The 12,360-nt window shown below is 52.5% G+C and carries 9 protein-coding genes; 7 read left to right on the forward strand and 2 right to left on the reverse strand.

The genetic code is table 11. The annotated features are described in order from the left end of the window. Nucleotides 1-5: 5 nt before the first annotated feature. Complete coding sequence (locus LZU96_RS09520) at nt 6-1,013, forward strand: NAD-dependent epimerase (RefSeq protein ID WP_233988023.1); 1,008 nt, start codon at nt 6-8, stop codon at nt 1,011-1,013. A gap of 97 nt (nt 1,014-1,110) precedes the next feature. Here the strand turns inward: LZU96_RS09520 and hns are convergent, their stop codons facing one another. Beyond that, entirely contained in the window at nt 1,111-1,518 is a 408-nt protein-coding gene (gene hns / locus LZU96_RS09525; RefSeq protein WP_233988024.1) for a histone-like nucleoid-structuring protein H-NS, read from the reverse strand. Nucleotides 1,519-1,922: 404 nt separating this feature from the next. On the opposite strand from hns, the gene tdk reads away from it, so the two are divergent. After that, nucleotides 1,923-2,543, forward strand: coding sequence for a thymidine kinase (gene tdk, locus LZU96_RS09530; RefSeq protein ID WP_094120539.1), 621 nt, complete (start codon nt 1,923-1,925; stop codon nt 2,541-2,543). A 71-nt stretch (nt 2,544-2,614) separates the two neighbouring features. On the opposite strand, the gene adhE is transcribed toward tdk, so the two are convergent. Beyond that, nucleotides 2,615-5,302 carry a bifunctional acetaldehyde-CoA/alcohol dehydrogenase gene (adhE, locus tag LZU96_RS09535; protein ID WP_233988025.1) on the reverse strand — a complete coding sequence of 896 codons (2,688 nt, stop codon included), beginning with the start codon at nt 5,300-5,302 and terminating at the stop codon, nt 2,615-2,617. Between the two features lie 459 nt (nt 5,303-5,761). Between adhE and LZU96_RS09540 the strand changes: the two genes are divergently transcribed. The 5 genes from LZU96_RS09540 (at nt 5,762) to oppC (ending at nt 12,349) form a co-directional block, all read left to right on the forward strand. Continuing rightward, nucleotides 5,762-6,409, forward strand: coding sequence for a YchE family NAAT transporter (locus LZU96_RS09540; protein WP_233988026.1), 648 nt, complete (start codon nt 5,762-5,764; stop codon nt 6,407-6,409). Nucleotides 6,410-6,991: 582 nt separating this feature from the next. Then, on the forward strand, nt 6,992-8,617 hold the full coding sequence (locus LZU96_RS09545; protein WP_233988027.1) for an ABC transporter substrate-binding protein: 1,626 nt from the start codon (nt 6,992-6,994) through the stop codon (nt 8,615-8,617). 157 nt (nt 8,618-8,774) lie between these two features. Beyond that, nucleotides 8,775-10,415 carry an oligopeptide ABC transporter substrate-binding protein OppA gene (gene oppA, locus LZU96_RS09550; RefSeq protein ID WP_233988028.1) on the forward strand — a complete coding sequence of 547 codons (1,641 nt, stop codon included), beginning with the start codon at nt 8,775-8,777 and terminating at the stop codon, nt 10,413-10,415. Between the two features lie 90 nt (nt 10,416-10,505). After that, nucleotides 10,506-11,426 (forward strand): oligopeptide ABC transporter permease OppB, encoded by a 921-nt coding sequence (oppB, locus tag LZU96_RS09555; RefSeq protein WP_233988029.1) that lies wholly within the window; start codon nt 10,506-10,508, stop codon nt 11,424-11,426. A 14-nt stretch (nt 11,427-11,440) separates the two neighbouring features. Next, the gene (oppC, locus tag LZU96_RS09560) at nt 11,441-12,349 is read left to right on the forward strand and encodes an oligopeptide ABC transporter permease OppC (protein WP_233988030.1); all 909 of its coding nucleotides are present in this window, start codon (nt 11,441-11,443) and stop codon (nt 12,347-12,349) included. Nucleotides 12,350-12,360: the final 11 nt, after the last annotated feature.

Below are 12,360 nucleotides of genomic sequence, written 5' to 3' on the forward strand. Positions count from 1 at the left end.
GATTTATGAACTTTCTGGTCACCGGCGCCGCAGGCTTTATTGGTTTTCATGTTAGCCAACGTCTGCTGGCTGCCGGTCACCAGGTTGTCGGAATCGACAACCTGAATGATTATTATGACGTAAATCTTAAGCATGCTCGCCTTAACCTGATCAAACCCGATCCTGCGTTTAGCTTTATTGAAATGGATCTGGCTGACCGTGACGCTATGGCGTCACTGTTTCAGCAGCATTCATTCCAGCGCGTTATTCATTTAGGCGCTCAGGCAGGCGTTCGCTATTCCATCGAGAACCCACATGCCTACGCCGATGCCAACCTGATTGGTCACCTCAACATTCTTGAGGGCTGTCGCCATCATAAAATCGAACATCTGCTTTATGCTTCTTCCAGCTCTGTTTATGGCCTGAATCGTAAAATGCCTTTCTCAACCGAAGATAGCGTTGACCATCCGGTCTCGTTATATGCGGCGACCAAGAAAGCCAACGAGTTAATGTCACACACTTACTCGCATCTCTACCAGTTGCCGACGACCGGACTGCGGTTCTTTACCGTTTATGGTCCGTGGGGCCGGCCGGATATGGCATTATTTAAATTCACCCGGGCGATGATTGCCGGTGAAGCGATTGATGTTTATAACCAGGGCCAGATGAAACGCGATTTCACCTATATTGATGACATTGCTGAAGCCATTGTTCGCCTGCAGGATGTTATTCCCGAGGCGGATGAAAAGTGGACGGTCGAAAACGGCTCGCCAGCCACCAGTTCGGCACCTTACCGCGTCTACAATATCGGTAACAGCCAGCCGGTAACGCTGATGAGCTATATTGAAGCCATCGAGAAAGCGCTGGGTATTACGGCCATCAAGAACCTGATGCCGATGCAGCCGGGTGATGTGCTGGAGACCAGCGCAGATACGGAAGCGCTGTTTAAGGCAATTGGCTTTAAGCCACAGACCAGCGTGGAAGAGGGCGTGAAGCGCTTTGTTGACTGGTATCGGGATTTTTATCAGGTCTGATGCAAAATAAAAAAGGAAGCCAGCGCTTCCTTTTTTTTCGCTTAACGCTTATTACCTTCAGCGTCAGCCCCGCTGATTTTCAGCGAGGTTAGGGATATTAAAGTAAAAAGTCGTCCAGCTGTTTGCCTTGTTCTTCCAGCGCTTTTTTAATCACGGCGGGTGTGCGGCCCTGACCGGTCCAGGTTCTGGATTCGCCTTTTTCATCAACGTAATGATATTTTGCCGGACGTACTGAACGGTTACCTTTTCCTGCACCCTTCATATCTGACAGAGAGCTAAGCAATTCATTCGGGTCAATGCCATCCGCCAGCAGCATTTCACGATACTGATTCAGTTTACGTGCGCGCTCGGCACTTTCCGCCTGAGTCAGCGACTCTTCTTCGCGGCGTTCTTTTACCACCACTTCAAGCTTTTCCAGCATCTCTTCCAGCGAGTCTACCGGATACTCTCTGGCCTGGGCACGCAGCGTACGGATATTATTAAGAACTTTTAGTGCTTCGCTCATTGTCCTGGTCTCTGAATAATAAAAAAGTTGTTTTGCCCGACAATAGTAGAGGCGGTAATAAATAACTTCAACACAAATTAAAAAATATAGCGTCAGTAAATATATAAATAGAGTCGAAACAAAAGTCATGCTTCAGAGAAATTTACTTTTTCCTTGTTTAAGACTATTTCTTCACCGGTTTTAAAAGAAGTAAATGTAATACATTAATGAAGGGGGTGAAAATTGCCGCCTGCGGTGGCTGGCTAAACCCAGCCCGGCTGCGCGCCGTGAAGCCAGCAGGGCGACGGGGTGCCAGCAATGCGGCTCCGTTTGATCACTATTCAGCGGCCAATCCCCTCGGTTTGGCGGCACTTTATGCTAATATGCGCGCCATTCCGTTTAGTCCTGATGAAGAACCCGCTGCTATGGCTCAACTCTATTTCTACTACTCTGCGATGAATGCAGGAAAATCGACCGCCTTACTTCAGTCCTCTTATAATTATCAGGAACGCGGTATGCGGACGCTGGTCTATACCGCGGAAATTGATGACCGCTTCGGCGCTGGCACGGTAAGCTCCCGCATTGGTCTCTCGTCGCCTGCCTTGCTCTATAACGCAGAGACGTCGCTCTACCGCGATATCGCCAGCGAGCATGCTGCGCAGGCTATTCACTGCGTGCTGGTCGATGAGAGTCAGTTCCTGACCCGTGAGCAGGTCAAAGCCCTGTCCGACGTGGTGGATAATCTCGACATCCCGGTGCTCTGCTATGGCCTGAGAACAGATTTCCGCGGGGAGCTGTTTACCGGTAGCCAGTATCTGCTGGCATGGGCAGATAAGCTGGTGGAGCTGAAGACAATTTGCCACTGTGGCCGCAAAGCCAGCATGGTGCTGCGGCTCGACAGCGAGGGTAAACCCTTTAGCGAAGGAGAGCAGGTGGTGATTGGGGGCAACGAACGCTATATCTCGGTGTGTCGCAAACATTACAAACAGGCGATAGAGCAGGGGTCGTTGCAGGCGATCTATGGCGCTCAGACACCGCTCAACTGATGGTGTGGTGACAGGCATAAAAAAACCCGCCGCAGCGGGTTTTTATTTACTTATCGGTCAGAACGCATCGGTCAGACTTTTTTCGCTTTCTTCTCGACTTTCACGCCTTTAACTGGCTGTTCGGCCACGGCTTCAGCGACGCTGGAGAAGGGCTCAACAAATTCGCGGCCATAATAGGTGTCCAGCATAATTTGTTTCAGCTCAGCAATCAGCGGATAACGTGGGTTAGCGCCGGTACACTGGTCATCAAAGGCATCATCTGCCAGCTTATCCACTTTCGCCAGGAAGTCCGCTTCTGCCACACCCGCTTCGCGAATAGAGGTTGGGATACCCAGTTGGGTTTTAAGCTCATCCAGCCACGCCAGCAGTTTTTCAATTTTCTGCGCGGTGCGGTCGCCCGGTGCCGACAGGCCTAAGTGGTCGGCCACTTCTGCGTAGCGACGACGTGCCTGCGGACGGTCATACTGGCTGAAAGCAGTCTGTTTAGTCGGGTTGTCGTTCGCGTTGTAGCGAATGACGTTGGCGATTAACAGCGAGTTAGCCAGGCCGTGCGGGATATGGAACTCTGAACCCAGTTTATGCGCCATGGAGTGACAAACCCCAAGGAAGGCGTTGGCAAAGGCGATACCGGCGATGGTGGCTGCATTGTGCACACGTTCACGCGCTACCGGATTTTTCGCACCTTCAGCATAGCTGGCGGGCAGATTCTCTTTTAGTAATTTGAGTGCCTGCAACGCCTGACCGTCAGAGTATTCATTCGCCAGCACTGAAACATAGGCTTCCAGAGCGTGAGTAACCGCATCCAGACCGCCGAAAGCGCAGAGCGAACGCGGCATATCCATCACCAGGTTGGCATCGACAATCGCCATATCCGGGGTTAATGCATAGTCAGCCAGCGGGTATTTCTGGCCGGTAGCATCATCGGTCACGACCGCAAACGGCGTCACTTCTGAACCGGTACCGGAGGTAGTGGTAATCGCTACCATGCGCGCTTTCACGCCCATTTTCGGGAATTTGTAGATACGTTTACGGATATCCATGAAACGTAACGCCAGCTCTTCGAAATGCGTTTCCGGATGCTCGTACATCACCCACATGATTTTCGCCGCATCCATCGGTGAACCGCCGCCCAGCGCGATAATCACGTCAGGTTTGAAGCTATTCATCTGCTCTGCGCCTTTACGCACGATGCTCAGCGTCGGGTCAGCTTCCACTTCAAAGAACACTTCTGTCTCAACGCCGTGCGCTTTCAGTACGCGGATCACCTGGTCTGCATAGCCGTTGTTGAACAGGAAGCGGTCAGTGACGATGAACGCACGTTTGGCGCCATCCGTAGCCACTTCTTCCAGCGCAATTGGCAGAGAGCCCCGACGGAAGTAGATGGATTTAGGAAGTTTATGCCACAACATATTCTCAGCTCGCTTGGCGACAGTTTTGGTATTGATCAGATGTTTCGGACCGACGTTTTCAGAGATGGAGTTACCGCCCCATGAACCACAACCCAGCGTCAGAGAAGGTGCCAGTTTAAAGTTGTAGAGGTCGCCGATACCGCCCTGAGAAGCCGGGGTATTGATCAGGATACGTGCGGTCTTCATTTTGTCGCCGAAATAGTGCACGCGCTCAGTCTGGTTGTCCTGGTCAGTATAGAGACAGGAGGTGTGACCGATGCCGCCCATCGCCACCAGTTTTTCCGCTTTATTAACCGCGTCGTGGAAATCTTTCGCCCGGTACATCGCAAGCGTAGGTGACAGTTTTTCGTGGGCAAAAGGCTCAGACTCGTCCACCAGCTGCACTTCACCAATCAGAATCTTGGTGCTCGGAGGAACGGTAATGCCCGCCATCTCAGCAATTTTAAACGCTGGCTGACCGACGATGGCGGCATTCAGGCCACCGTTTTTCAGAATGATGTTCTGCACTGCACTTAACTCAGCACCCTGCAGCATATAGCCGCCGTGACTGGCAAAGCGTTCACGCACCGCATCATAGGCCGAATCAACCACAATCACTGACTGCTCAGAGGCGCAGATCACACCGTTATCGAAGGTTTTCGACATCAGGATAGAGGCGACAGCGCGTTTCACATCGGCTGTTTCATCAATCACTACAGGTGTATTACCGGCACCGACACCGATGGCAGGTTTACCGGAGCTGTAAGCCGCCTTGACCATGCCTGGACCACCGGTTGCCAGAATCAGGTTGATGTCAGGGTGATGCATTAACTGATTAGAGAGCTCAACCGAAGGGGCATCAATCCAGCCGATAATATCTTTAGGTGCGCCGGCCGCGATGGCTGCCTGCAACACGATATCCGCCGCTTTATTGGTGGCGTCTTTGGCACGAGGATGGGGTGAAAAGATAATGCCGTTACGGGTTTTGAGGCTGATCAGGGCTTTAAAAATGGCGGTGGAAGTGGGGTTAGTGGTCGGAACGATACCGCAGATCAAACCAATAGGCTCAGCGATAGTGATGGTACCGAAGGTGTCGTCGGTGGCTAACACACCGCAGGTTTTTTCATCTTTGTAAGCGTTATAGATATATTCAGAAGCAAAATGATTTTTGATCACCTTATCTTCGACGATGCCCATGCCGGATTCGGCAACGGCCATTTTAGCAAGGGGAATTCGGGCATCTGCGGCGGCAAGCGCGGCAGCACGGAAAATGGCGTCAACCTGTTGTTGGGAAAAGTTGGCGTATTCACGCTGTGCTTTTTTTACACGTTCAACCAGTGCATTAAGTTCAGCGACATTAGTAACGGCCATGGTGTTCTCCTGAAGGAAGTTAAACTTTTTTAGTAAACAATCCTGCGTCCTGAGTATAGTCCCGCCTGGCTAGCGCGTCGGATTGGGCCAGAACGCCCGGATTTTCAACTGTTTACTAAACTAGTCTGCTCTCACAGCAGCGATGATGAACATCGATACCATTAATACTTCCGTTGCGAAAAGATTACCTGGTTTGAGGTAGGGCAATTTTGATGCAGATCAATTTAAACCCAAGCTGACACCTTTCAGCCGCACTTTTCAGCGCCTGCTTGCTAAAACCGGTTACGCCTCTGGGCAGCTGGCTTGCAGCGGCTAAAACCAGCAGCTTTTTATTGTCTGGTAAAATGCGCTAAAACGCAGGGCGATTGGCAGAATAAATAGCTGTCTGCACATCTGGCATCAGGGCGCGTTTTCACTTACATTAGGCGCGTTTTCCTCCCCCGTGGTACGGAGTCTGTCGTGAACCCTGCGCTATTAGATTTATCAGGCTATATAAAATTTTTTGTCGGTCTCTTTGCGCTGGTTAACCCGGTTGGGATTATTCCGGTCTTTATCAGCATGACCCGCTATCAGGGCGTAACTGAGCGTAATAAAACCAATCTGACGGCTAACCTCGCGGTGGCGATCATTCTGTGGACGTCGCTGTTTCTCGGCGATGGGATTTTGCATATTTTCGGCATCTCGATTGACTCGTTCCGCATCGCTGGCGGCATCCTGGTGGTCACTATTGCCATGTCGATGATCAGCGGCAAGCTGGGTGAAGATAAGCAGAATAAGCAGGAAAAATCAGAAACCGCGATTCGCGAAAGCGTCGGGGTGGTCCCGCTGGCGCTGCCACTGATGGCCGGACCGGGTGCCATCAGTTCGACCATCGTCTGGAGTACCCGCTACCACAGCTGGCTCAATCTGCTCGGGTTCAGCCTGGCGATTGCGTTGTTTGCCTTTTGCTGCTGGCTCCTGTTTCGTGCCGCGCCATTGATGGTTCGGGTACTGGGTCAGACCGGTATCAACGTCATCACCCGTATTATGGGGCTGTTGCTGATGGCGCTGGGTATTGAGTTTGTGGTCACCGGGATGAAAGCCATTTTCCCCGGTTTGCTGAATTAACAGGTCACTTATTTCAGCGGGCGAAATGAAAGTGTGACGCATTATGGTGCAAACTCCGGATTTATTGCACCATAATAAAGCAATTATTCATCCGGCTTAATAGATTCAGCCGATTATCACTTTCATTACTGGCCGACGCAATTCTCACCGCTGATGCGATTAAAATGTCACGATTTTCACATGATAATCTGCTTAATATTTACCGCTTAGCCTGACAAATCACGCCCGTTATGCTGACGGGCGTGCATTGATCTCGACTCTTTGCACTGCCTCCGAATAAGTACCAGAATGGCGCATTAACGCCGCCGTCTGCGCCTGCTAACAGAGTTTTTTATCTAAAATCTCTATTTTTCAAACCGATAAGATATTTTCAGGTTGAAAATTAACACTTCCGCTTCCAGAAAACTCATGATAAAAGAGAATTAGTTAACATTTTAGCTATTTTGCTTTGGCGCCCATTAACGGCTTCTGATAATTTTTGACGCAACGTAAAAATTTTCACCGAAAGCCCAAAGTGAGAACGCTTTTTGCTTAAGCCTATCGGGATACTTAATAAAAGGTTGGCGCTTTCGCATGACTGGGATGAAAAAATTGCAGCAGCAACGGTCAAAAATTGCATTAACGTTGTTAATCGCCTTTTCACCGGCTTACGCCGCTACGGTGCCGTCCGGAACCCCTCTGGCACCGCAGCAGCAGATCGTGATCAATAACGGCACTGAGGTGGCGTCACTTGATCCCCATAAAACCGAAGGCGTGCCCGAATCCAATATCATTCTTAACCTGCTCGATGGGTTAGTGAATACCGATAACAGCGGCAACGTGGTGCCCGGTGTCGCGAAGAGCTGGCAAAACCAGCAGGGAAGGCAGTGGACCTTTACCCTGCGTGATGACGCGAAATGGAGCAACGGCCAACCCGTCACCGCCGAAGATTTCGTCTATAGCTGGCGACGTCTGGCGGATCCCAACACCGCTTCTCCTTATTCCAGCTATTTACAGGCGGCGCACTTCGCCAACATTGACGCCATTCTGGCCGGTAAAATGTCACCCGATCAGCTCGGTGTTAAGGCGCTGGATGCTCATCATCTGCAAATTACCCTGAGCGAGCCGGTGCCTTATCTGGTGGCGATGCTGGCGCATACCGCGATGAAGCCGGTTTATGGCCCGGCGATCAAACAGTGGGGCGAGGCCTGGACGAGGCCGGGTCACTACGTCGGCAACGGCGCGTATACCCTGAGCGACTGGATAGTTAACGAAAAAATTGTGCTGAAGCGCAATCCACACTACTGGGATAACAGCCATACGGTGATTGAGCAGGGCACCTTCCTGCCGATAGCCTCTGAGAACAGCGATATCAATCGCTATCGCAGCGGTGGCACCGACATGACCAACAGCGTAATCCCGCCAGAAATGTTCGGCAAACTGCGGAAAGAGCTGGGCGAGCAGGTCAAAGTCAGTCCGCTGCTCTGCACTTTCTACTATGAAATTAATAATAAAAAGCCGCCGTTTAACGACCCGCGGGTCCGTGCCGCGATCAAGATGACCCTCGACCGCGAGGTGATAGCCAACAAGATCATGGGGCAGGGACAGATTCCGGCCTATAGCCTGACGCCACCTTTTACCGCCGGGATTAATTTAACCCCACCGGAATGGTTCAAAGAGAGCCAGGCGCAGCGCAATCAGGCAGCGAAAAAGTTACTGGCAGAGGCAGGGTTTGATGATAGCCATCCGTTAACTTTCACGCTGCTCTACAACACCTCCGATCAGAACAAACGCCAGGCGATCGCGGCTGCCTCCATGTGGCAGAAGAACCTTGGGGCGAAAGTGACGCTACAGAATCAGGAGTGGAAAACCCTGCTGGAGACCCGCCATCAGGCGCAGTATGACGTGGTTCGCGCTACCTGGTGTGCCGATTACAATGAGCCATCGACCTTCCTCAACATGCTGATCAGCAACGCCTCGATCAATACCGCGTTTTACAGTAGCCCGGAGTTTGACCGTCTGATGGCTGAGACCCTGACTGCCGGGAGTGACGCGCAGCGCGCCAGCCTCTATCAGCAGGCTGAAACTCAACTCGACAAAGACTCACCAATTGTGCCAGTTTACTACCGCGTGAGTGTGCGCCTGGTGAAGCCCTGGGTTGGCGGCTTTACGGGCAAAGACCCGCAGGACATGACAGACCTGAAATACTATTTCATCAAACAACACTGAGCCGCACGCTTACCCGGCGAGACAGCCGGGGAGCGCGCGATCGTGCAGACCACGTAATGCGGTCACTATCCTCAGGTTAACCAGCCGGGGATCCCGAGACGGGGGACGCCGGGGCAGCTAATCGCCCCGGTGACGATAATAAAACTGGAGTGTAATAATGAACAACATCACGAAAAAAAGCCTGATTGCAGCGGGCGTCTTCGCTGCAATCAGTGCACTGGCTGGGAATGCAGCTTTAGCGGCAACGGTGCCTGCGGGCGTTGAGCTGGCCGCAAAACAGGAACTGGTTCGCGGCAATGGCGATGAGGTGCAGTCGCTTGATCCGCACAAAATTGAAGGCGTACCGGAAGATAACGTAGCGCGCGATCTTTACGAAGGTCTGCTGGTCAATGACAGCAACGGCAAACCGGTCCCCGCCGTGGCGGAAAGTTACGAAAACAAAGATTTTAAAGTGTGGACTTTCCATCTGCGCAAAAATGCGAAATGGTCCAATGGCGAGCCGGTCACTGCGCAGGACTTCGTCTACAGCTGGGAGCGCCTGGTCGATCCGAAAACCGCCTCACCTTACGCCAGCTATCCGCAATATGGTCATATCCTGAATGTCGATGAGATCATCGCCGGTAAAAAACCGATTACCGATCTGGGCGTCAAAGCCATTGATGATCACACGCTGGAAGTCACCCTGAGTGAGCCGGTTCCCTATTTTGATAAGCTGCTGATCAACTCCGTCATGTCACCGGTTTACAAACCGGCAATTGAGAAGTTTGGCGATCAGTGGACCCAGCCACAGAACTGGGTCGGCAACGGCGCTTTTAAACTGGACGCGCACGTAATTAACGAGCGTATCACCCTGGTGCGTAACCCGAACTACTGGGACAACGAACACACCGTGCTGAACAAAGTCACCTTCCTGCCAATCAGTTCTGAAGTCAGCGACGTTAACCGTTACTTCTCCGAGAACGGCAGCGACATGACCTATAACAACCTGCCGATTGAGCTGTTTAAAAAGTTACAGCGTGACAACGGTAAAGAGCTGCACGTCGATCCTTACCTCTGCACCTACTACTACGAAATTAACAATCAGAAAGCACCTTTCACCGATCCGCGCGTGCGCGCCGCCCTGAAGCTGGGTCTGGATCGTGACATCATGGTGAATAAGGTGCTGGCGCAGGGTCAGATACCCGCCTACAGCTACACGCCGCCATCCACCGACGGCATGGATATTCTGCCACCAGACTGGTTCAAATGGTCGCAGGACAAACGTAATGAAGAGGCGAAAAAGCTGTTAGCTGAAGCGGGTTATACTGCCGACAAACCGCTGACCTTTAACCTGCTCTACAACACCTCCGATCTGCATAAGAAGCTGGCCATTGCCGCCTCGTCGATCTGGAAGAAAAACATCGGTGTGAACATCAAGCTGGAAAACCAGGAGTGGAAAACCTTCCTGGATACCCGTCATCAGGGTAACTTCGATGTTTCACGCGCGGCCTGGTGTGCGGACTACAACGAACCGACCTCCTTCCTGAATACTATGGTCTCCAACAGCAGCAGTAACACCTCGCACTATAAGAGCGACGAGTACGATAAAGTGGTGCGTGGGGCGATTAAGGCAGCCGATGAAAAAGCCCGTGCGGTGGAGTATCAGAAAGCCGAGCAGATCCTGGATAAAGACAGCACCATCGTACCGGTTTACTACTACGTGAATACACGTCTGGTGAAACCGTATGTCGGCGGTTATAACGGCAAAGATCCGCTGGATAAAACGCTCGATAAGAACTTCTACATCATTAAACACTAATAGCACACAGGCTATCGACAGTGGCGGCGCGTCTGCGCCGCCTTTACGTTTTTTTATTTGTTGTGAAGCAACAGCCTGGTAGGTACGGCAATGTTAAAATTCATCCTGCGTCGCTTGCTTGAAGCGGTCCCGACGCTGTTCGTTCTGATTACCATCTCCTTCTTTATGATGCGACTGGCACCCGGTAGTCCTTTTACCGGTGAGCGCACCCTTGCGCCGGAAGTCATGGCTAACATTGAGGCGAAATATCACCTCAACGATCCGATTGGTAAGCAGTATGTCGATTACCTGGTGCAGCTGGCGCACGGCGATTTCGGCCCCTCATTTAAATACAAAGATTATTCGGTTAACTATCTGGTTGCCCATGCGTTTCCGGTTTCAGCCAAACTCGGTCTGGCCGCCTTTCTGCTGGCGGTGGTGCTGGGGGTCACTGCCGGGGTTATTGCTGCGCTGAAACAGAACAGCCTGTGGGATTTCGCGGTGATGGGGGTGGCAATGACCGGCGTGGTGATACCGAGTTTCGTGGTGGCGCCGCTGCTGGTGCTGGTGTTCGCCATCACCCTGAAATGGCTGCCCGGCGGAGGCTGGAATGGCGGACAGTGGAACTACATGCTGCTGCCGATGGTCGCGCTGTCACTGGCCTATATCGCCAGCATCGCGCGTATTACCCGCGGATCGATGATTGAAGTGATGCACTCCAACTTTATCCGCACCGCCCGTGCAAAAGGGCTGCCGCTGCGCCGCATCGTGCTGCGCCACGCGCTGAAACCTGCGCTGCTGCCGGTCATCTCCTATATGGGACCGGCCTTTGTCGGCATTATCACCGGATCGATGGTGATTGAGTCGATCTACGGTCTGCCGGGCATTGGTCAGCTGTTCGTGAACGGCGCGCTGAACCGCGACTACTCACTGGTGATGAGCCTGACCATTCTGGTGGGGTTACTGACCATTCTGTTTAACGCGATTGTTGACGTGCTGTATGCCGTCATCGATCCGAAAATTCGTTACTGATTGCGGAGTTCGCCATGATGTTAAGTAAGAAAAACAGCGAAGCTCTGGATGCGTTCAGTGAGAAGCTGGAAGTGGAAGGGCGCAGTCTGTGGCAGGACGCCCGTCGTCGGTTTATCCATAACCGTGCGGCCTCACTCAGCCTGCTGGTGCTGCTGCTGATTACGCTGTTTGTGATCATTGCGCCGATGCTGTCACAGTTCACCTACGACGACACGGACTGGGCCATGATGTCCGCTGCGCCGGATACCACGTCCGGGCACTGGTTTGGCACCGACTCCTCGGGGCGCGATCTGCTGGTCAGGGTCGCCATTGGCGGCCGGATTTCACTGATGGTCGGTGTGGCTTCCGCCTTGATCGCGGTGATCGTCGGTACCCTGTACGGTTCCGTTGCTGGCTACCTTGGCGGCAAAACCGACTCGGTGATGATGCGTATTCTGGAGATCCTCAACTCGTTCCCGTTTATGTTCTTCGTTATCCTGCTGGTGACCTTCTTTGGCCGAAATATCCTGCTGATCTTTGCCGCTATCGGCATGGTGTCGTGGCTCGATATGGCGCGTATCGTGCGTGGACAGACCCTGAGCCTGAAGCGCAAAGAGTTCATTGAAGCGGCCCACGTTGGCGGCGTCTCCACCTGGAAAATCGTGCTGCGCCACATCGTGCCGAACGTGCTGGGCGTGGTGGTGGTTTACGCCTCGCTGCTGGTGCCGAGCATGATTCTGTTTGAATCCTTCCTGAGCTTCCTTGGCCTGGGGACGCAGGAGCCGCTGAGTAGCTGGGGCGCACTGCTCAGCGACGGCGCGAACTCGATGGAAGTGTCGCCGTGGTTACTGCTCTATCCGGCCGGTTTTCTGGTCGTGACGCTGTTCTGTTTCAACTTTATCGGCGATGGCCTGCGTGATGCCCTCGACCCGAAAGATCGCTAAGGAGTTTCCCG

The organism is Pantoea agglomerans (genome assembly GCF_021397715.1).
GTDB classification, from domain to species: domain Bacteria; phylum Pseudomonadota; class Gammaproteobacteria; order Enterobacterales; family Enterobacteriaceae; genus Pantoea; species Pantoea astica.

Excerpts from the sequence above, each read along its gene's own strand:
- hns (WP_233988024.1), bottom strand. The coding sequence starts at position 1,518 with ATGAGCGAAGCACTAAAAGTTCTTAATAATATCCGTACGCTGCGTGCC.
- LZU96_RS09545 (WP_233988027.1), top strand. The coding sequence starts at position 6,992 with ATGAAAAAATTGCAGCAGCAACGGTCAAAAATTGCATTAACGTTGTTA.
- oppA (WP_233988028.1), top strand. The coding sequence starts at position 8,775 with ATGAACAACATCACGAAAAAAAGCCTGATTGCAGCGGGCGTCTTCGCT.
- oppB (WP_233988029.1), top strand. The coding sequence starts at position 10,506 with ATGTTAAAATTCATCCTGCGTCGCTTGCTTGAAGCGGTCCCGACGCTG.
- tdk (WP_094120539.1), top strand. The coding sequence starts at position 1,923 with ATGGCTCAACTCTATTTCTACTACTCTGCGATGAATGCAGGAAAATCG.
- LZU96_RS09520 (WP_233988023.1), top strand. The coding sequence starts at position 6 with ATGAACTTTCTGGTCACCGGCGCCGCAGGCTTTATTGGTTTTCATGTT.
- adhE (WP_233988025.1), bottom strand. The coding sequence starts at position 5,302 with ATGGCCGTTACTAATGTCGCTGAACTTAATGCACTGGTTGAACGTGTA.
- oppC (WP_233988030.1), top strand. The coding sequence starts at position 11,441 with ATGATGTTAAGTAAGAAAAACAGCGAAGCTCTGGATGCGTTCAGTGAG.